This window comes from Planctomycetota bacterium (genome assembly GCA_016235865.1).
Taxonomy (GTDB): Bacteria; Planctomycetota; MHYJ01; order JACQXL01; family JACQXL01; genus JACRIK01.
Genome location: JACRIK010000001.1, coordinates 110,771 through 130,235 on the forward strand (window position 1 = coordinate 110,771; position 19,465 = coordinate 130,235).

At 49.8% G+C, this 19,465-nt stretch carries 20 protein-coding genes and 1 tRNA gene; 14 read left to right on the forward strand and 7 right to left on the reverse strand.

Annotation, left to right across the window (positions count from 1 at the left end):
* Window positions 1–4: 4 nt before the first annotated feature.
* From HZA49_00405 to HZA49_00435, 7 genes are read right to left on the reverse strand one after another with little or no spacing between them, the layout of a single operon-like run.
* The gene (locus HZA49_00405) at window positions 5–817 is read right to left on the reverse strand and encodes a hypothetical protein (protein ID MBI5777903.1); all 813 of its coding nucleotides are present in this window, start codon (window positions 815–817) and stop codon (window positions 5–7) included.
* A 6-nt stretch (window positions 818–823) separates the two neighbouring features.
* Entirely contained in the window at window positions 824–1,456 is a 633-nt protein-coding gene (locus HZA49_00410; GenBank protein MBI5777904.1) for a hypothetical protein, read from the reverse strand.
* Window positions 1,457–1,459: 3 nt separating this feature from the next.
* Window positions 1,460–2,320: a hypothetical protein gene (locus tag HZA49_00415; protein MBI5777905.1), complete on the reverse strand. Its 861-nt coding sequence runs from the start codon at window positions 2,318–2,320 to the stop codon at window positions 1,460–1,462.
* Window positions 2,321–2,370: 50 nt separating this feature from the next.
* On the reverse strand, window positions 2,371–3,129 hold the full coding sequence (locus tag HZA49_00420; protein MBI5777906.1) for a hypothetical protein: 759 nt from the start codon (window positions 3,127–3,129) through the stop codon (window positions 2,371–2,373).
* Entirely contained in the window at window positions 3,116–4,222 is a 1,107-nt protein-coding gene (locus tag HZA49_00425) for a 2-oxoacid:acceptor oxidoreductase subunit alpha (GenBank protein MBI5777907.1), read from the reverse strand. The genes HZA49_00420 and HZA49_00425 overlap by 14 nt, the downstream gene beginning before the upstream one ends.
* The gene (locus HZA49_00430) at window positions 4,197–4,439 is read right to left on the reverse strand and encodes a 4Fe-4S binding protein (protein MBI5777908.1); all 243 of its coding nucleotides are present in this window, start codon (window positions 4,437–4,439) and stop codon (window positions 4,197–4,199) included. Before HZA49_00430 ends, HZA49_00425 begins: the two co-directional genes overlap by 26 nt.
* Complete coding sequence (locus tag HZA49_00435; protein ID MBI5777909.1) at window positions 4,439–5,773, reverse strand: acetyl ornithine aminotransferase family protein; 1,335 nt, start codon at window positions 5,771–5,773, stop codon at window positions 4,439–4,441. Before HZA49_00435 ends, HZA49_00430 begins: the two co-directional genes overlap by 1 nt.
* 169 nt (window positions 5,774–5,942) lie before the next feature.
* Between HZA49_00435 and HZA49_00440 the strand changes: the two genes are divergently transcribed.
* From HZA49_00440 to HZA49_00505, 14 genes are all read left to right on the forward strand, one after another.
* Window positions 5,943–6,497 (forward strand): hypothetical protein, encoded by a 555-nt coding sequence (locus tag HZA49_00440; protein ID MBI5777910.1) that lies wholly within the window; start codon window positions 5,943–5,945, stop codon window positions 6,495–6,497.
* A gap of 83 nt (window positions 6,498–6,580) precedes the next feature.
* Window positions 6,581–6,663: transfer RNA gene (locus HZA49_00445), tRNA-Leu, on the forward strand.
* A 120-nt stretch (window positions 6,664–6,783) separates the two neighbouring features.
* A complete protein-coding gene (locus tag HZA49_00450; GenBank protein MBI5777911.1) occupies window positions 6,784–7,356 on the forward strand; it encodes a cob(I)yrinic acid a,c-diamide adenosyltransferase in 573 nt (190 codons plus the stop codon).
* Window positions 7,357–7,379: 23 nt separating this feature from the next.
* Complete coding sequence (locus HZA49_00455; protein ID MBI5777912.1) at window positions 7,380–8,162, forward strand: N(G),N(G)-dimethylarginine dimethylaminohydrolase; 783 nt, start codon at window positions 7,380–7,382, stop codon at window positions 8,160–8,162.
* 32 nt (window positions 8,163–8,194) lie between these two features.
* The gene (locus tag HZA49_00460; protein ID MBI5777913.1) at window positions 8,195–9,256 is read left to right on the forward strand and encodes a tetratricopeptide repeat protein; all 1,062 of its coding nucleotides are present in this window, start codon (window positions 8,195–8,197) and stop codon (window positions 9,254–9,256) included.
* The gene (locus tag HZA49_00465; protein MBI5777914.1) at window positions 9,253–10,317 is read left to right on the forward strand and encodes a DUF1080 domain-containing protein; all 1,065 of its coding nucleotides are present in this window, start codon (window positions 9,253–9,255) and stop codon (window positions 10,315–10,317) included. The genes HZA49_00460 and HZA49_00465 overlap by 4 nt, the downstream gene beginning before the upstream one ends.
* A gap of 10 nt (window positions 10,318–10,327) precedes the next feature.
* Window positions 10,328–11,284 (forward strand): dienelactone hydrolase family protein, encoded by a 957-nt coding sequence (locus HZA49_00470; protein ID MBI5777915.1) that lies wholly within the window; start codon window positions 10,328–10,330, stop codon window positions 11,282–11,284.
* Between the two features lie 9 nt (window positions 11,285–11,293).
* Entirely contained in the window at window positions 11,294–11,710 is a 417-nt protein-coding gene (locus tag HZA49_00475; GenBank protein MBI5777916.1) for a hypothetical protein, read from the forward strand.
* Between the two features lie 141 nt (window positions 11,711–11,851).
* Window positions 11,852–12,943 (forward strand): hypothetical protein, encoded by a 1,092-nt coding sequence (locus tag HZA49_00480; protein ID MBI5777917.1) that lies wholly within the window; start codon window positions 11,852–11,854, stop codon window positions 12,941–12,943.
* Between the two features lie 151 nt (window positions 12,944–13,094).
* Window positions 13,095–13,604 (forward strand): hypothetical protein, encoded by a 510-nt coding sequence (locus HZA49_00485; protein MBI5777918.1) that lies wholly within the window; start codon window positions 13,095–13,097, stop codon window positions 13,602–13,604.
* Window positions 13,594–14,997: a B12-binding domain-containing radical SAM protein gene (locus HZA49_00490; GenBank protein MBI5777919.1), complete on the forward strand. Its 1,404-nt coding sequence runs from the start codon at window positions 13,594–13,596 to the stop codon at window positions 14,995–14,997. The genes HZA49_00485 and HZA49_00490 overlap by 11 nt, the downstream gene beginning before the upstream one ends.
* A gap of 137 nt (window positions 14,998–15,134) precedes the next feature.
* Window positions 15,135–16,055: an ABC transporter ATP-binding protein gene (locus HZA49_00495; GenBank protein ID MBI5777920.1), complete on the forward strand. Its 921-nt coding sequence runs from the start codon at window positions 15,135–15,137 to the stop codon at window positions 16,053–16,055.
* 1 nt (window position 16,056) lies between these two features.
* A complete protein-coding gene (locus HZA49_00500; protein ID MBI5777921.1) occupies window positions 16,057–17,565 on the forward strand; it encodes an ABC transporter permease subunit in 1,509 nt (502 codons plus the stop codon).
* A gap of 84 nt (window positions 17,566–17,649) precedes the next feature.
* Window positions 17,650–18,729, forward strand: coding sequence for a tetratricopeptide repeat protein (locus tag HZA49_00505; protein ID MBI5777922.1), 1,080 nt, complete (start codon window positions 17,650–17,652; stop codon window positions 18,727–18,729).
* Window positions 18,730–19,465: the final 736 nt, after the last annotated feature.

Sequence of the window (19,465 nt, forward strand, 5' to 3'; positions counted from 1 at the left end):
TGTTTTACGCCTTTTTACTTCGCGTCATAAAGTAGGCAATATTACCTACAACTATTAAAACCAAAATTAATAAGTGGGCGATGGACTGAGAATCCATTCTGATACAACCCTTATCCGGTTTATTAATCAGGAGTTCGTATTCAGCCGCACTTCGCAACCCCCCCATCAGTCCGATAATCTGCTTGGTCTGGAGATACGGGTAGAGGTCGGCTGCGCCTACTGCAGTGACTCCGACTGCCAAATCGGCATTATACATCGTAACTGCCGTTCCGATATAGCCGGTTCCTGAAGCAGTATAATCAACAATAAGCCCAATATCTTTGTATGTCCGCACATTTTTCATCACCGGTAGTTCCTCTATTTTAGTTCCTTTATAATCAGCCGGGAATGTTTTGTGAATATCCTGTCCCATTCCCAGGGTGACCGGTCCCGCCTGGAATCCCAGGTTCACATAATCTGTTCCTTCTTGTTTATTATATTCTTTGGCTGCCTCCTGTAACGCCATTTCACCTATACCAACACCTGTAATAACAAGTGAAACACAAACCACTTTGATATTATGCCTGAAGCAGTGCCTGATTACCGCCAGGGTCATCGGATATAGTTCAGGCATAGTAGATGGGCTATAGCTGATGGAAATAAGGACAGTTGAACCTTCAGGTAACTTTTCTATATGGTCATAAATGGCTTTAACCGGTGGCTGGATACCTTTTATAGGCAGTCCTATCTTAAATATCAACGGCAGGAGCACCGCCAGAAATACAAGGGCGAAGATAATACGTCTATCAAGTTTTGACAGCATTTTCCAGAATTCCATTAATTCTTACTCCTTGCTTCCTAAATAAGACCTTTCGATACCGAATATTATTTTCAATGATGTTGCCATCATACCCAGGCATACTCCCAGAAGGATTCCTCTTTTCTGCGCCATATTAGGGACTACCATAATCCATTCTGTGAAGGAAGGCAATCCATCCCACACCAATGAACCAAAGGATACCCGGCCCAGCATTACAATAAATGCCGTAACCAGGAGAATGGTCGCCACGGCAGTTCTGGCCCGGAATGCCCTGAAAGCGGCTGATGCCATATAAAACGCCAGGATTGAGAACATTGTTGAATCCAGCGGGATAAATACTGATTCGTATGCCTTGGCAAGAGGGACTCCTTGAACACCCCAGCCAAAGCCGACTATACACATAAATGCAATTCCGGCAAAGGTTATGACGCTGTAGCCCCAACCTTCTCTTTGGTGGGATATCTTAAAATAATGCAATCTGAATAAACTTGCTAATCCGATTAACAGGAAGAAAGATCCGATAATTGGTAGCCACCTTGTTGTCAATTCAGTAAAGAATGTTTGAGCCAACGGATTGGAGCGCGGTATGAAAAACCACATTATCATTGCCATACCACCCACGAACGTAAGAATTAACGGTAATTTACGTTTATACATAACCTATATCTTAAACAGATTAATAAACCAGCAGAATATATCAGTTTGCATTGTTGCATTCAGTGTTGCGCAGACGACTCCGGCAATAATTATTAGCATCAGGATAAACTTACTATAATCTTGTCCCTTAAGCGAACCCAACAATAATGGTTCTCGTGATAGGTATGCGCTGGCCGCATACAATTCCTCACCTATTAGGGTGTAATCACAGGCAACGAAAAAGAAGGGGAGTTGTGCCACGGCATCGGTTCCGGCAATTTGTATTGCCCCGGTTGCCGCGCCGGTTTCAGCCAGCAGCAACGACTCTGCCCAGAACATACCCATATAAAAATTAGTGGCCGGTTTTTCTCGGACCATAATACCGGATACCGCAGCTACATATCCAAACTGACTATCCGTTACAAAAAATATATTGTCCGGCCTGAATGCGTCCGGTCTGCCTTTATTAATATATGCATTTTTAACTACTTCCTGTTGGATGGTCATTACTAATGGGTCGCGGCAGGGAACGATCAGTTTAGTATCATACTCCGCGGTCTTTTCGGCTACCTTACCAAGAATATTAATTGCCGCAATTGTGGCAACATCATCCAGGGTGCTTAGACCAGGCACATAAAGAATCGGTTTACCCATCTCGGTTGCCCGGCCAACAGCTTCTTCCACTGCCTCAAGGCCGGAAATCTTTCTGACAAAGAATGACCTGCCTTTTCTGGCGTGATAGATGAAATATAGAATCATGGCGGAAAATATCACCAGGAAAATCAGGACATTGGTCTTTTGGACTTCATACCAGTCAGGGAAATTAAATGAGAGAGAAATGAAGCAGAATTGGTTCTGCATAGAACTTATCAGATTATAAATCATTGTGGAGCATTTTCTCTTTCTACTCTAAACTGTCAAGTAATTAAGCACAATTATTTAAACTCGCCTGTTAGTATTTTATCTTTTTCGCTGAAGGTGAAAAGTTCATCCGGCTGTTTGGCCCGGACCGAAATGTTCTTCAGGTCCAAAACCATATTTGCCGGTGATGTGCCGCAGACATTCTGGTTCCGGCGGCCATATTGGGTATAGCAAGGCGAAACCGTATCAATGAAAGAGAATCCTTTGTGAGTTAACGCCTTTTTAATATATTTTACCAGTTCCTTTACATGAAATACCGTGGAACGGGCGATATAGGTGGCTCCCGCGCCCCAGACGAGTTTACACAGGTCAAACGGCGGTTCTGATGCGCCTTGCGGCGTGGTGGCCGTCTTTGCTCCGCAAGGCGTGGTCGGCGCCACCTGGCCGCCGGTCATTCCGTAGATGGAATTATTAGCGCAGATAACGGTTAATTCTATGTTGCGCCGGGCCGCATGAATCAGATGATTGCCGCCGATAGCCGCCAGGTCGCCGTCTCCGCTGATAACCACGACCTTTAACGCCGGATTAAATAACTTAATACCGGTGGCATAAGCAATCGGGCGACCGTGCAAGGTATGCAGGGTATCAGCCGCAAAATGCGGGCTAGGAATCCAGGCCGCGCAGCCAATCCCGGAAACGAACACCATCTTATCTATATCCAAAGATAATTCATCTAGGGCCCTTAGGATGGCCTGCATTAGGATGCCGTGCCCGCATCCCTGGCAGAATGGTGTCGGAAATACCTCTGGCCTGATGTATTTATCTAATTTCATTTAGTTTGTCTGCTATTTCACTGGCGGTAATAACCGTGCCGTTGGTCTTGTTGTATTGTTCCACCGGTAGAGCAGTGAATCGTTGTATTTCGCGGACAATTTGTCCCTGATTCATCTCCGGAACAACAATCTTTTTAACGGTTTTGGGAAGTTCCCTAAATATCCCTTCCGGAAAAGGCCAAATGGTTTTAAGGCGGATAAGTCCCACTTTATGTCCATCAGCGCGGGCCGTCTGAACCGCCTTTAAAGCGCTCCGGGCCGTAAATCCATAGGCAATCACTATGGTCTCGGCGTCTTCTATATGATAACTTTCATATGAGATGATTTTATCCGTATTTTGCTTTATCTTATTGCAGAATCTGGCGACTGATGTTGCCTGGGCTTCAGGCGACTGGGTCTTGCGATAGCCCCATTCATCGTGGGTCGAGCCGGTGACGGAAAGCTTCCGGCCCTGGCCGAACATCGGCATCGGCGTGACGCTGTTGTCTTTGGAATTGCCAAAGGTCGGGAGATCGGTATGGTCCACGCGATTTACAACCGGAATATCGGGAGATATCACGGCAGATTCTCTTATGTGTCCGACGGCTTCATCAGCCAGCAGGAATACCGGGACGCGGTATGTCTCGGCCAGGTTAAATGCCTGGATGGTCATTTCATACATCTCGGTGGCAGACCAGGGCGATAGGGCAATGATTTCGTAGTCGCCGGATGCGCCCCAGCGGACCTGCATCACATCGCCGGAAGCCGGCTTGGTGGCCTGCCCGGTGGACGGACCGGCGCGCTGGACATCCACAATTACGCAGGGCGTCTCGGTCATTATGGCGTACCCGATATTTTCCAGCATCAGTGTCAGTCCCGGTCCGGAAGTAGCGGTCATGGCCTTGGCGCCGGCCCAGGTTGCGCCGATGACCGCACCCATAGAGCCGATTTCATCCTCCATCTGGACAAAGACGCCGCCTACCTTGGGCAATTCGCGGGCCATCTGCTCCATTATCTCGCTTGAGGGCGTAATCGGATATCCGGCATAAAACCGACAGCCGGCCTTGATAGCGCCCAAGGCACAGGCCTCATTTCCTTGGAGAAATTGTGGCATCTTTTAAACTCTTTACTTCTATGGCCAGATCCGGGCAATGCAGTTCGCATTCCAAGCAACCGATGCATTTCTTCTGGTCAATGACCTGGGCCAGCAGATAGCCGCTGGCCATTGGCTCCTGGGACATGGCCAGGACCTTCTTCGGGCATATCTCAACGCAGATAGCGCAACCCTTGCAGCGGTCATCTATTATTTGGACTGTAAACTCTTTTTTCATTACACCTTGCGTAACACTTTGCCGATTATCTCAATAGCCACGTCAATATCGTTCTTAGTGATAATCAATGACGGCGAGAAACGGATGTTATTCTCTCCACAACCGACCAGGAGAATGCCTTTCTTAAAGCACTCGTTGACAATCCTGATCCGTCTGGCCGGGTCTTTGGCCTTGGTCTTGCGGTTCTTTACTATTTCTATTCCGACCATCAAGCCCATGCCTCTGACATCGCCGATAAAATCATATCTATTCTGGAGCGCTTTAAGCCGTTTAATCAGATAGTCGCCGGTAATGCGGGCGTTTTCCATTAATGATTCCTCAAGCATCTCTATGGTTTTGAGCGCGGCCGCGCAGCAGACCGGATTGCCGCCAAAGGTATTGGCGTGCGCGCCGGTTGGCCAGGTCATAATGCTGGACTTGGCGACCATAACGCTTAACGGCAGGCCTGACGCGATTCCCTTGGCAATGCAGACCATGTCCGGCTCCACCTTCCAATGTTCGATAGCGAACATCTTTCCGGTTCGGCCTAATCCGGATTGAATCTCATCAACTACCAGCATAATGCCGTGCTTGGTGGCAATGGCCCTGAGTTTCTGGAAATATCCGTTCGGCGGAACCACGTAGCCGCCCTCGCCCTGGATGGGCTCAATAACAACCGCCGCCACATCTTCAGGCGGCGCGACCTTAGCAAAAATAACATCCTCTAAATATGACAGGCAGGCCAGGTTACATTTGGGATACGTCAGATTAAAGAGACAACGATAGCAATACGGATAGGGGATATGGGTGACTTCAGAAAGCATCGGGGAAAAATGCCGCCGCTGTGATGCTTTGCTGGCGGTCAGAGACAGGGCGCCCATGGTCCGTCCGTGGAAAGAGCCGATATAGGCAATCATCCTTGGACGGCGCGTATGATAGCGGGCCAGTTTAATCGCCGCCTCAACTGCCTCGGCACCGGTGCAGGCCAGGAACGCTTTCTTGGCAAATTTACCGGGCGTAATCCGGCACACCGCCTCGGCTACGTCTGATTGCCAGCGGTAATAAAAATCCGTGCCGATCATGTGGATTAACTGCTCGGCTTGCTCCTGAATAACCCGAACCACCTCCGGATGGCAATGACCGGTTGCATTGACTGCCACACCGGCGTTCATATCCATATAACGGTTGCCGTCCGGGTCCTCGACCATCATTCCGTAGCCGCGTTCGGCAACAAACGGATATCCGCGCGTGTATGAAGGCGAGATATACTTGGCGTCCTTGGCCAATACCTTCCTGGCTTCAGGCCCGGGTGGGGCGATTTTGATTAGGGGGCGGTTTGCGTTTTGGTGCAGCATGTTCTCATTCCTTTCTACGTGAACTCAATCACAATACTGTAACTTCCTCCACCGTACTGTCATAAATCCAGATAACCTAAAAACCGCGGTTATGTAAAGAATTTCTCGGCTTAATAATTGACTTTATGAAAGGTGTTTGTTACAAGGTAATCCAGGAGCAGAATGGTTTATGGATGACTTGATACAATTAGGCGCCTATGTGGTGATTATCCTTGTCATCGGAGGCGCCTCGGTAATAAAGAAAATAATCGAAGCCCAGAAGCGCCGCAAAGAGGCAGAGCAAAGCCAGGTCAAGACCTTGCGCTTGGAACCGACATATTCCCGGGAACCCCGGCAGCCAAGCGCGCCGGAAACCGAAGAGCCGGACAGCGAAATAGTCCTGGAATCAGAGTCAGCCAGCGAGTCCGGCCAAAAGCCCAGAATCGAGGATATTCTTAAGGAAGTATTTAATATCCCGACCATGACGCAGAAGCGGGATACGGTAATAAAAAGTATCACCCGAAAACAAAAGGGAATCCAACAGCCAGTTGAAAAACCGCAGCTGGTCAGCGCGGCGGTTGAAGAGCCGGTCCCGACGCCAGCCGAGACCGTCACGGCCAGCGCGGAACCGAGTTGGGAGGTCTTTGCCACCGGGTTGAAGAACCGGGGACTGACCGAGATACAGCAGGCGGTCGTTATGTCCGAGCTAATCCAAAAGCCAAGGGCAAGGAGGATGGGACGGTAAACCACAGATTTCACTGATTACACAGATAATTTATTGTTTTCTGAAATCTGTGCCATCTGAGTAATCTGTGGTCGGTTTATTAAGCCGGTGTGGCGGAATGGCAGACGCGCTAGATTCAAAATCTGGTCCCCTTAGGGGGGTGAGGGTTCAACTCCCTCCTCCGGCATTAGCAACTTTTGCCCCTTTAGGGGCTTAGAGTTGCTTATCCCGTAGTCTCTGAGGGATGGAGAGACCATAAGCACGGATTACCTGTGAACATCCGTGTTAATCTGTGGTTTAACTTCTTATGTCCAAAGGCTTAGTTATTGTCATCACCGGCCATGGCAAGGGCAAAACCACCTCAGCCCTGGGCCAGGCGCTCCGGGCCGCAGGCCAGGGCCTCAAGGTCCTGATGATTCAGTTCTTAAAGAGCTCCCATATCTACGGCGAGATTACCTCGGCCAAGAAACTCCATCCGGACTTCGAGATCATCCAGGCCGGCAAGGATTGCGTCCATACCAAGAAAGCCCACGATTGCACGGACTGTAACTTCGAATGCCACGTGGATATCAAGAATCCGTCGGTTGAGGACAAGGAAGCCGCCCAACGCGCCTTTGCCCTGGCCCAGGAAAAGATTATGTCCGGCAAATACAACCTGATTATCCTCGATGAAATCATCTATGCCATTGATTACGGCCTGCTCAGCGTGGACAGCGTCCTGAAACTTATTAACAGCCGGCCGCCGGACCTGCATCTAATCCTGACCGGCCGCAATGCGCCCATCCAGTTGACCCGCGAGGCCGACCTGGTCAGCGAGATACTGGAAATCAAACACCAGTTCCACCAGGGTATGAAATCGGTTCGGGGAATTGATTTTTAACCGCGGATTACACAGATTATATAATGATTTCCCAATACGCTATTGTCCGCAACGTTGCCAAGACCTATGACAAGTGTATTAAGCCAGCCATGTCAACCGCGCCAATAGATGTCCGCCTGGCACAGAAACAGCATCAGGCATACTGCAAGACGTTGAAGGCATTGGGATTAAAAATGATTAATATAGAAGCCGATGATCGGTTCCCGGACTGCTGCTTTGTGGAAGACCCGGCTATTGTGATAGGGGATACGACCATTATCTCACGGATGGGAGTTAAGTCAAGAATCGGAGAAGAGCGCGCGGTGGAGAAAACCCTATCCCGCCACAAGAAGATATACCGGATTAAACCGCCTGGCACGATTGAAGGCGGGGATGTCCTGCGAATCGGCCACCGGATTTATATCGGACTGTCCGAACGCACCAATATATCAGCCATCAAACAGGTCAGAACTATCGCAGCGAAATATGGATGTGAAGTTATCCCGGTTCGGGTCAAAGGCATGATTCATCTCAAGACAGGATGCACCTATTTAGGGAATAACTGCATAACCCTGGTGCAAGGGCAGTTGGACGCCAAGCCGTTTGCCGGATATAAGAAGATAATCATCCCCAAGTCAGAATCCTACAGTGCCAATTGTTTATCAGTTAACGGGACCATCTTGATACCGAAGGGCTATACTAAGACCAGGCAGATGATTAAAAACGCTGGTTTCAAGATAAAAGAATTGGATATGTCCGAATTCCGCGCTGGCGGTGGCAGTCTGACCTGCTTATCGGTTATATTATCGGTAATCAATAACTCTTGACAACAAGGCGTGTCGCATATAAAATTTGATATATGAAACCCAGATATATTATCTGTGCGGTTTGTTTGGCGGCCATTTCAATCGTATCGCTCATCGGCGATGAAGATGTCGCCCGGGCCATGCTCAAAAAGGGCGATGAGTCCTTACAGAAAAACGATTCAGCCAAGGCCATTGAACTATACAGAAAGGCCCTAAAGGAATATCCCAACCTGCCTGAAGCCTATTTCGGCCTGGGCAACGCCTACGCCAAAACCGGGGATAAGCGCCGGGCGCGCCGAAACTTCGAAGAATGCATCCGGGCAGTCAAGGCAATGTCAAAGCCATCCAGCGCCCAACAATCGCTTCAGAAAGATGCCACTAACCGGCTCAATAACCTGGATAAGGGACGGCAGGAATTGGCCGGGCTGGAAAAGAAATATATCGAGCAATCCCTGGCGCTGGCCAAGCGCTTGGTCAAGAAAGACCTGCCGCTGGCCGAATCCATACTCAACTCAATTGCGGCCATGGATCCGACCAATGCCGAAGCCGCCAAGCTCCGGCAGGAATTAGGACAAGCGCGTCAGTTGCCATCCTGGCAGTTGTTATTTAACGGACAGAACCTTGACGGCTGGAATCCGCAGCGCGCCTCCAATTGGAATGTTACAGATGGTATCCTGGTCTGCGATACGCCTGAAGCCGAGGTTAATTTCCGGCCCCAGCCAAACTTCAGCGGCGAGTATAAATTGCTCATGGAGTTCAAGATAGACGCTTTCTATAAGGAAACTGGCGGTATCGGGGTAGTATTAGGAAATAAAAATAATAAGGACGGCTCGATAGCTGTTTTGATAATCAAGAAGGAGGGACTATCCCTGGCCGAGCTTAAACCAGACGGTGCGCTGGATCTAAAATTCGAGAATCTGCCCGAGAGTTCAAATTTGTCGGATTGGAATAAGCTGGTGCTGGGTGTTTCTTATACCGGGCTTAAATGCCATCTTAATGACCGGCTGGTTTTTGAATATACGGCAGACCGGGAGAACTTCTTCCAGGGCGGAACCGGCATCTGGATGCAACGCGCCAAAATCCTGGTCCGGAAAATGCAATATATCAGACAATGATGAAATACCTTTTGTTGGGATTGGTCTTGTTAGCCGGTTCGGTCGGGCTCTATCCGGACGAGGATACGGCGTCTATTTATCTCAAGAAGGCCCAGGAGCTGGCCAGGAAAAAGGCCTACAAGGAGGCGCTGGACAATTTCAATAAGGCCATCAATGAAGCGCCGGAACAGGTTGACGCCTACCTGGCGCTGGGCGAGCTGTACCGTGATATCAATGAAAGCGATGAGGCCGTGGCCAATTTCCGCAAGGCCCTGGCGCTAATCGAACAAAAGGGCAGTCCGGATAAATTCAAATCCGTCCAGAATAAGATTAATTCCTATCTGGCCGAATATGACAAGAACCGCCAGGAATTAGTAAAATTCCGTGACCAATTCCTGCAGTCGTTATGGTCGCTGGTGGTGAAGTATGAAAAGGACGACTTGCAATTCGCCCTGTTAGTAACCGAGCGGGCGCTCAAGATTGACGCCACTAACGCCCTTTTTATTAATAAGCGCCTGGAACTCAGCAAGGCCATCGGCGAACTGGGTAAGGAACAGATGGCCTCGCTCTTTAACGGGACTGATTTGGACGGCTGGAAGGGCGCATCTGAGGACTGGCAGGTGGAAAATGAGGCCATCAGGTTTGAGTGTGACAAACCGGAGATTTTATCCGGGTTGTCGTATAAGATCAAACTGGAAAGCGACTACGTCTTCACGTCAAAGTTCAAGATGGAAAAAGTCTATGGCAGCCAGAATTTCCTGATGCTGGCGTTCGGCTATCAGAGCCTGTCGAACAATTACGCCTTCGGCATCTTTGACCAGAAACTGGCCCTGGTCCGGCACGAGGGAGATAAACCCTACCGGAAAATTAAGGAGAAAGAACTGCCGCCCGGCATTGACCTGGTCGGCTGGAACGAATTAACCGTTGAGGTCTATGGCGACGCCGTACGCTGTTACCTGAATGGCGATTTGTGCCTGGAGATGGAAGAATCCGACAAAACTAATCTGCGTGGCTTGGTGGCCCTGGTCGGCAATAACTGCTCCGGCTATTTCAAGGACATCATGTATTCCAGCGAGGAATAGGCGAATCAAAATGCTTCGTAAAATATTCCTGATATTGTTATGTCTGGCTATGGTGTGGGGCGCAGGTTGCCGCAAGAACGTTGTTCCGGTCAACAGTCAGGCCGAATCAATAACCGTCAATGGCCTGACGCGCACCTATTGGGTTCATCTGCCTGCTTCCTATGATAAATCCCGGGCTCGGCCGCTGGTGATTGTCCTGCACGGCGGTGGCGGGACCGGAGAGAAGATGATTAACCACACCCTGGGTGGATTGAATACGCTGGTCGACAAGGAAGGTTTTATCGCGGTCTATCCGGACGGCATAGAGAAACACTGGAATGACGGACGGCCCCAGGCCATCTCCCGCGCCCATAAAGAGGGTGTGGACGATGTCGGATTCATCTCGGCTTTGATTGGCCGGCTGGACAAGGAATTCGGGATTGACCGCAAGCGGGTCTATGTGACCGGTATCTCCAACGGCGCCAAGATGTCTTTCCGGCTGGCCTGCGAGATGACCGATAAGATTGCAGCCATTGCCGCCGTAGGCGGTTCTATGGTGGATCCTGTGTCCGTGTATAAGAAACCGTCCCGGCCCATATCGGTTATGGTCATTCATGGCACGGACGACCCACTGGTGCTCTATAACGGAGGTCCGATACGTATTCCATTTAGTAAGCGCGATTTCGGGAGTTCAATCCCAGTGCTTGATGCGGTCAAGTTCTGGGTCACCCATAACCAGTGCCAGCCGGAACCGGTCTCGACTGAAGAAGCGGACTTAGACCCGAATGACGGCACGCGGGTCCATAAAGAGATTTATTCCGGCGAGGCAGAGGATACCGAGGTGGTTTTTTATAAGATACAGGGCGGCGGCCATACCTGGCCCAACGGGTACCAATACCTGTCCGAGAAATTGGTCGGCAAGACCTGCCGCGATATAGATGCCAACACAGTTATCTGGGAGTTCTTTAAGAGACATAAACGGGAATAAGGAATTAAGATGAACGATAAGTTATTATACGCATTAATCATTCTTGGCGTTGCGGCAGGTTTTGCGATACCGGCCTTTTTGGGCGCTTGGTTATGGGATAAGTACAAGAAATCTTGCGTATTCGCGTTAAACTCTATCCTGGTCGGGTATCATTTGCCGGAGAAGGGAAATATCGGCGAGATTCATCGTGTCACTTTTCATACATATTATGGCATCTTGCTTTTGTGGGTTCAGACGGAACATATCATACCCTTTGACCCGGCAAATGTGGAACCGACTGCTGAATTACTGTGGGCTTTACTGAAGTTTAATCTTAAGCGAGGTACTAGTATCCGTCTTGGAGTAATTATGCCGATTTTATCGTATCTTGAATATCGCTCGGCTATCAAGACGCTGCGAATACATCAGTTAACTGATAAACAGTAAAACCGTTATGTTCTGTCCCCATTGCGGACGGAAGAACCGCATAGTAAAGCAATATAAAACGCTATTTGATTGACATTTAAGGTTTGGCAAGCGAAACTATCAGACAACTGATTAATAATCTGACGAAAGGAAGCATACAGTATGGAACACGCAGTGAGAAAATGGTTGCCGGTTCTGGCTCTCGCGGTATTTACATTTGTTGCAACGGCCTGCGACCGGTTTTCCCCGAATAAGCCTTCACGCGAAACCAAGACGACCACGCCGCCGCCGGCGGCCCCGAAGATTGCCGGGCCGGAGGCCTTTGTTTCGGAAAAGGGCAATTTTACGGTGACGCTTCCACCGGGCTTTCCGCCTTTCACGGTGACCGGAGGGGACAGCGAAGACCAGAATGACATTGCCCTGTCCTATACGTCCGAGAAACACGGCCAGGATGCCTGCCTGGTTATGGTTAATAGCAACTCCATCTGGGACGGGATGGACCCGAAGACCGTGCTGGACGCCGGCCGGGATGGCGGCGTAAAATCCAATCCGGGAAATACCCTGGAACGTGAGGTTGATTTCAAGTTAGGCGGCTATCCGGGACGGCGGATTTTTATCACCCAAAAGAGCGGCCTGGAAACCTATTATATGCGCGATGATATTGTTCTGGTCAAAACCCGGCTTTACCAGATTATGTATATTTCGAACAAAAAAGCCGATTTGAACACGCCAAAAATCCTGGCCTATTTCAATTCATTCAGGCTGACTAATGTGCCGGCGGCCGAAGTGGTCGGGGAAACACCTCAGCCGTCAACCAAACGCCGGCTGGAATTCACCCTGCCGACTGACTGGATAAACCAGTTAACCGAACCGCAGAAGGATGGTTCAACTACGACCATTATGGACTTCACCAAGGGTGAAGATCTCAGGGGGCTTTATATCCTGAGCGAAGGGGTCGGTAATACCAAGGTCGAGACCCTGATTCCGCCTTTTATGGAGGGCATAAAAGGAACCGATGACAGCACGGCCTTTTATGATTTTGAGGAACTGGGCCGGACCAAGACCGCCTGGGGCGGGATTCGCCAGGATTGTCGGGCCAGCCGGTCTGATGATGACGCCCGGGTTTACTGGTCCAACGTCTTTATCGTCCTGGACGGAAATTTCTACGTGGTCAGCGTCATTACACTCGATGACAATACGCAGACGTATCAGTCTGAGGTTAACAGCTTCTTTGACAGTATTACCGTCCGGTAGAGATTCCATAAAAGAAATAAGAAACACTTGACACGCCGCCGCCGATTAGGTATCTTACTCTTGACCGCAGCATTCACCCAGCTCCTGTGATAAGGGCTGGGTTCACGTGTATTACCAGCCACGTCCTGCCGCCTACTTTAAGGAGCCAGATTTGAAAAACAAGAAGAGTATCAGCGTTTTAGCTGGATTGTTTATCATCGCCGGAATGGTCCTGGTGCTGGAGAATTACGCCCTGCTCCGGGGCATCAGCCAGTTCTGGCCCGGCCTGATTCTGATAACCGGTAGTGGCTTTGTCCTGCTGTTCTTCAGCCGTCATCGCCAAGACCCGGCGCTTATCTGGCTGGGTTCGTTTATGGTTGCGCTAAGCATCTTTTTCCTGTGCCTGAATAACACGGCCTGGGCGACCCTGTCCTATCTCTGGCCGGTATTCCTGGGCATTGTCGGCCTGAGTTTCTTGGTTACCGGCATCTTTGTAAAAGGCCGGACTTATGCCTATCTGGCGGTGTTTTTTATCAGCGTATTCCTGGCCTTGTATTTCGTATTCACGGTATCGCTTAAATTATGGCCGCTGTCAATGGTGCTCTTCGGCATAAGTTTATTGATTATAGATTACTTTAATACGGCGCAATCACGCGCGGAGGAAAAAGAGAATGTATCATAAAAAAGTCCTGTTTATCGAGCCGCGCGGGGCGCAGTCCAATGTCTTTACCAGATTTATGAGCACCCCGTTGCTGGGCCCGGTCTATCTGGCCACCATCGCCCGGGACGCCGGATATGACGCCACGGTCTTTAACGAGAATATCTCGGGCCGGGCCGTCAGCCCGGATGAACTGGCATCGGTTGATATCCTGTGCCTGAGCTGCCTGACCGCCACGGTCACCCGGGGCAAGGAAATCGCCCGGGAATATAAGGCGCTCCGGGCCGCCCAGGGACTGGAATCGTTCACCGTCATCGGCGGCATCCACGCCAGTATGATTCCGGAAGATGTGGCGCCTCACTTTGACCGGGTGGTGGTCGGCGAGGCCGAGAACGTCATTCTGGATGTGCTGGCCGGACGGACCACGGATAAAATAATCCGGGCGGCCCGGCCAGAGCAATTGGATGGCCTGCCCATGCCGGATTTCAACCTGATAAAGGACTCGGATAAGATAAAGGTCTGGCCGATAATGACCTCGCGGGGCTGTCCGTTTGACTGCAATTTCTGCTCAGTCACCGAGATGTTCGGCCGGGACTACCGGTCCCAGAAGGCCGAAAAGGTGATTGAGGAGATTTCCAGATACCGAACCGGGTCGATGTTCTTCGTGGACGACCATTTTGCCGTCAATACGGCCAAGACCGGCCAACTCCTGGATATGATGATTGAACGCCGGTTTAACCGGGTCTGGTCCACCCAGATGCGGACCGAGGCCACCAAGAACCCGGAATTCATCGCCAAGCTGCGGAAGGCCGGCTGCGAGACCGTTTATATCGGATTTGAATCCATCAATCCGCAGAGTTTGAAGGATATGAACAAGCACCAGACCGTGGACGACATCAAGCGGTCCATCCGGGTGTTCCACGACAACGGCATCGAGGTGCACGGCATGTTCATCGTGGGCAACGACGCCGACACCAGGGACGTCTTTAAGATGACGACCGATTTCTGCCAGTCCAGCAAGATTGACTATGTCCAGTATTCCATACTCACGCCTCTGCCGGGCACCCGGACCTATGCCGCCCTGGAAAAAGCCAATCGGATTCTCCATAAGAACTGGGAACTCTACGACGGACTGCACGCCCTGTTTACCCCGAAGAACATGACCGCCCTGGAATTGCAGAGCGGGCTGATAGAGTGTTTCAGCGACTTCTATTCATACACCAACGCCTTTAACGACGCCCTGAACACGGTGATTGAAAAGGTGGCTACAGCCGCCAAACTGATACCGGCCCGGCCGTATGGAACCTCTTTCTATCGCTCTTTCATAAAACTCATCGGCACCGGCATTGTCAGGAGTTGGATGAAACACAACAGGTTTTATTTCAATTATCTCAGGCAGTTGCGAAGCCGTAGCTGAGTCCCGATTATTTCGGGGCGCAAATCACCGGTGGCCTGACGTCAGACAGGTTTGGCATAAATAGGGCGGTTTCTTCGTCAGCATAATTTTACTTTCTACTTGACAAGACGCATCTGGCTGGTTATATTTAAGGTAACATGATTCAACTCAATTCACTGCGCAAGGAATACGATGACGTCATCGCCGTAAAGAATCTCACCCTGACCATTAACAAAGGCGATATCTTCGGGCTGATCGGGCCCAATGGCGCGGGAAAAACCACCACCATGCGCATGATGGTCGGCATCCTGGAGCCGACCAGCGGCCAAGCGCTTATCAATAACCGCCCGGTCGACCAGGATATGATGGCCACCCGCCGGATGGTCGGCTACATCCCGGATTTCTTCTCGCTCTACGACGAACTCAAGGTCTGGGAATACCTGAATTACTTTGCCGATGCCTACCGCGTCCCAAATAAGCCCAGCCGGATTGATGAGGTTATTGGTATGATGGATTTGGTTTCTAAGCGCAATAATTATATTGCCCATCTGTCCCGCGGCATGAAACAGCGCCTGGCCATCGGCAAGACCATACTGCACGACCCGGAACTGCTGGTTCTGGATGAGCCCTCAGCCGGCCTGGACCCCAAGGCCCGGGTGGAGCTGCGCGATATCCTCAAAAAAATATCATCGACCGGACGAACCATCGTGATTTCCTCGCATATATTATTGGAACTCTCCGACCTGTGCAAGACCATCGGCATCATGCAAAAAGGCGTGATGGTGGAATCCGGCTCCATAGAGGAAATCACCGCGAGAGTCCAGCCTAAGATAATCCTGCGCCTGGAAGCCCTGGGCGACAAGAATAAACTGGCTGAATTAGTCAAAACCTTGCCGAATGTATCGGAGGTTACCATCAAGGACTGCTTCCTCGAAATAGTATTCTTCGGCCTGCGGGATGAAATTCCCTTATTGCTTAAAAAATTAGTGGACAGCGGTGTCCAGGTCAGCTCGTTCTATGAATACAAACAAAACCTGGAAGAACTATTTATGTCGCTGGCTATAAAAGAAGTATCTTAATATGTTTAAAAACGCCTTTAATAATCCGGAACTTGAGCGCAATATTCTCTACCGCCTCAGGCCGAAAATGGCAGTATTAACGCTCGTTTTTACCGTGGCCTTCTGCGTCTTTGTCGCTTTGGTAACCTTGCTGAACAATAACCGGTATTATTACGGTTACTACAACGATGGCGGCCTGGAATTATTCCGCTTTTATACCGGGTTTGCCCTGATACTCGGATACTCATATGCCTTGCTGGCCGCTTCCTTTTCAATCATCAGTGAGAAAACCCGGAAGACCTATGACCTGCTTTTTATGGCGCCTATGTCCGATGCCCAGATTTCCATCGGCAAACTCATCGGCTCATCGATTCATATGTGGCTTATCCTGGGTATTGTCACCCCGTTTATTACCTTTGCCGCGGTGCGCAGTTATGAGACCATCGGCTTATATAATTTTACCTTGTTTTATCTTGTTTTGATATCCGGTTGTGTCTTATGCGCCTCAATCGGGCTGCTCTTTTCCGTAAGCATTAATCCCAAATCATCCCTGATAGTCGCGGCCGGTAATATCATTATAATGGGTTCCGCCTTAGGAGGGCTGATCGCCGGTTTCGCGCGAACTGATAATCAATTCCTCGCCATTCTTACGCCCACCTCGTTCCTGGCGCGGTTTGACAGCTATGACCATGCCTTAACCAGCGCTGATTTCTTTGGATTAAGCATCGATAAAGGATTGCTGACTATTGCCATTTACATTTGGTTTTCCTTTTGGATAATCCGGGCGGTCATCAGGCGGATTCGCAATCCTTACGGCACCTACTTAAAACCCCTGGAGGCGCTGGGCTTCTTTGCCGGATTGGAAATATTCCTGACCGGCATGCACTGGAATACATTTACCCAGCCGTCTCACATCTGGAACGCCTTTTCTTTTTACCTGCTCTTTAATGGGTTGGTGCTGGTGATGATGGTTCTGCTGATGGCCCTGCCCAGGGATACTTATCAGGATTATGTCAGAGGCATCTTGGCGAAAAGGCCGTTCGGATTTATGGACCGCAAGTCGCCGCCTCATATATTGCTTCTTCTTTTGTGCGGTGTCTTATTTGCCGGATTATACGGTATCATAAATTCCAATGATATTTCAGTGAAATACGCGCCGGAAATCTACCTGGCATTCTGGGTCCTGGTGGCGTTTGTTTATATATTCTATCTGCTGGTCCAATTCTGCAAGACCATCTTCGTATATTCCGGGCCCCTGGTGGCGGTTTTAATAATCTGCGCCGCCTCCATCATCCCTTCGATTATCCTGGGGGTCTGCAGAATGCCCGAAAAGTATTTCCTTTATTTCAATCCCATTGCCTATATTATGGAAATACCGGGTGTTTATCGGCATGATTATTGGCATTTACGGGATGCGGACTATTTTGGCCCGCCTGTGGCATTGACTATCCTGTTAGGCGTTATGCTGGTGGTTTTTGTCATGCGCCATTATCAGCTCAGGGCGAAGATAGCCCGGCGGATGAAGGAGTAAGTAATTCATTGTATGGAATTCCCCCTCATCTATCCTCTCCCCATAGGGGAGAGGGAAGGGTGAGGGGCTAATTTACTAAATATTATGAAGAAAATATTCATAACCATAGGTATTGTTGTCGTTGTTTCCGTGCTGACGGCCATAATATTCAGCGGCAAGACCGCCGGATACTGGATTTATACGGGCTATAAGCTAAGCGGCGCGTCAAAACATGAGGAAGCCCTGCAGGCCTTTGACAAAGCCCTGAAACTTGACCCGGAAAATGCCACGGCCTGGCAACTCGAGGGCTCGGCTTTGCAGTTCCTGGGCAGATACGAGGAGTCGATAAAGGCGCTGAACCAGGCCATGAAATTTTCTTCTGACGATACCATTGATCCCTACCGTATCCGGGGAATACAGATTTCCATAATCGAATCCCTCAATAAATTAGGCCGGTATGAAGAGGCCATTGCTATCTGCGACCAGCTGATAAAAATCAGCAAAGATTACTATTACTATGAAAACAAGCAGGCATTGTTACAGAAGGCGTTTGCCTTGGGCAAATTAAAACGTTATGACGAAGCGATAGACATCTATACGGCGAACTACCTCGGTTACCAGGACTCCGAGACAAAATATAATCGCGCCCGCATTTATTCCCAGAAACATCAGAAAACCGAAGCGCTGGGCGACTTGAAAGATGCTATCAGTATCAGCAGTAACTACAAAAATAAGGCCATCAATGACATGGACTTTGAATGGCTCTGGGAGGATGCGGATTTCAAGCAAATCACGGCCAGAACCAATCACGAATGGCGTCAGTATGGGAATCAGTTATCCGGTCACGGCCAATATGGCGAGGCGCTAAAGGCATATGACCAAGCCATCGAGCTTAATAGCCAGGAATTTTATGTTTGGGAAGATAAGGGGTATGCCTGCCTGAAACTGGCCCGGTATGACCAGGCCGCGCAGGCATACGAAAAGGCGTTGAAACTTAATCCCAATTCATTTACCGGTTGGTACAATATAGCCTGCGCCTATTCGCTCAAACAGGATAAGGAACATGCGCTGAGCAATCTGAGGCGGGCAGTGGCATTACAGCCGCAGAGCAAGGCCGGCGCCAGAAAAGACCAGGATTTTAAATGGCTCTGGAACGATGCGGAGTTCAAGCGGATAACCCGATAATTCGGCATACTTTGGTTTTACACTTACCTTAATAAGCAAAGTAATCCACACCCGGACTATCTGTATTATTCCGTAGTAGTATCCCTTGTCTTCATCTCCCAGCCCTCTAATCCCAATAGGGCGGATAGATGATTCGCATCCCTACGCTGAATGGCGCTATCGGGTATGTTCCCTGGCCTGGCCAAGGATACGATTAAATCTGATTGCCTCTTACCTCTAATCCACCTATCCCAGTTCTATAATTCAATAGGGTATATCCAATACTAAGACCTCCCCGGTATGATTTAGCATCAGGGTATGTATTCTTAAATAATAGGGTATGTACGGCATAAATATGGTGTATGGCCTCTGAAACACTATGGTATGTAAGGTAAGGGTATGGTATATGCCTGATAGGGGTATAGGGTAGTCCTGGTGTATCCATAGCCATATAGTCCCGGCCGTAGCTCATACCATACTCTGCCCCATATGGTATTACGGTCTGCGTCAAGGGGTGCCAGAGGGTATGGTGGAGGGGGGTAGGAGGGGGGGTGGGGGGTACTACCCCCTGACGCTTGGGATAATAGGGTGTATCGCTAGGTGTATTACCATAACCGGCTGGGAGTATTATGGTTAGGCGTAGGGGCTGATACTCCATGTCTCAGGGGGTATCAGAACTTGCCGCTGGGGATACTACCATCCTGGTTAGGGGATAATACCTCATCCGGCTACCCCTGATACCCTGTCTGGCAAGGGA

Excerpts from the sequence above, each read along its gene's own strand:
- HZA49_00470 (MBI5777915.1), top strand. The coding sequence starts at position 10,328 with ATGCTTCGTAAAATATTCCTGATATTGTTATGTCTGGCTATGGTGTGG.
- HZA49_00465 (MBI5777914.1), top strand. The coding sequence starts at position 9,253 with ATGATGAAATACCTTTTGTTGGGATTGGTCTTGTTAGCCGGTTCGGTC.
- HZA49_00500 (MBI5777921.1), top strand. The coding sequence starts at position 16,057 with ATGTTTAAAAACGCCTTTAATAATCCGGAACTTGAGCGCAATATTCTC.
- HZA49_00440 (MBI5777910.1), top strand. The coding sequence starts at position 5,943 with ATGGATGACTTGATACAATTAGGCGCCTATGTGGTGATTATCCTTGTC.
- HZA49_00420 (MBI5777906.1), bottom strand. The coding sequence starts at position 3,129 with ATGAAATTAGATAAATACATCAGGCCAGAGGTATTTCCGACACCATTC.
- HZA49_00430 (MBI5777908.1), bottom strand. The coding sequence starts at position 4,439 with ATGAAAAAAGAGTTTACAGTCCAAATAATAGATGACCGCTGCAAGGGT.
- HZA49_00425 (MBI5777907.1), bottom strand. The coding sequence starts at position 4,222 with ATGCCACAATTTCTCCAAGGAAATGAGGCCTGTGCCTTGGGCGCTATC.
- HZA49_00410 (MBI5777904.1), bottom strand. The coding sequence starts at position 1,456 with ATGTATAAACGTAAATTACCGTTAATTCTTACGTTCGTGGGTGGTATG.
- HZA49_00480 (MBI5777917.1), top strand. The coding sequence starts at position 11,852 with ATGGAACACGCAGTGAGAAAATGGTTGCCGGTTCTGGCTCTCGCGGTA.
- HZA49_00505 (MBI5777922.1), top strand. The coding sequence starts at position 17,650 with ATGAAGAAAATATTCATAACCATAGGTATTGTTGTCGTTGTTTCCGTG.
- HZA49_00415 (MBI5777905.1), bottom strand. The coding sequence starts at position 2,320 with ATGATTTATAATCTGATAAGTTCTATGCAGAACCAATTCTGCTTCATT.
- HZA49_00435 (MBI5777909.1), bottom strand. The coding sequence starts at position 5,773 with ATGCTGCACCAAAACGCAAACCGCCCCCTAATCAAAATCGCCCCACCC.
- HZA49_00405 (MBI5777903.1), bottom strand. The coding sequence starts at position 817 with ATGGAATTCTGGAAAATGCTGTCAAAACTTGATAGACGTATTATCTTC.
- HZA49_00490 (MBI5777919.1), top strand. The coding sequence starts at position 13,594 with ATGTATCATAAAAAAGTCCTGTTTATCGAGCCGCGCGGGGCGCAGTCC.
- HZA49_00455 (MBI5777912.1), top strand. The coding sequence starts at position 7,380 with ATGATTTCCCAATACGCTATTGTCCGCAACGTTGCCAAGACCTATGAC.
- HZA49_00495 (MBI5777920.1), top strand. The coding sequence starts at position 15,135 with ATGATTCAACTCAATTCACTGCGCAAGGAATACGATGACGTCATCGCC.
- HZA49_00460 (MBI5777913.1), top strand. The coding sequence starts at position 8,195 with ATGAAACCCAGATATATTATCTGTGCGGTTTGTTTGGCGGCCATTTCA.
- HZA49_00450 (MBI5777911.1), top strand. The coding sequence starts at position 6,784 with ATGTCCAAAGGCTTAGTTATTGTCATCACCGGCCATGGCAAGGGCAAA.
- HZA49_00475 (MBI5777916.1), top strand. The coding sequence starts at position 11,294 with ATGAACGATAAGTTATTATACGCATTAATCATTCTTGGCGTTGCGGCA.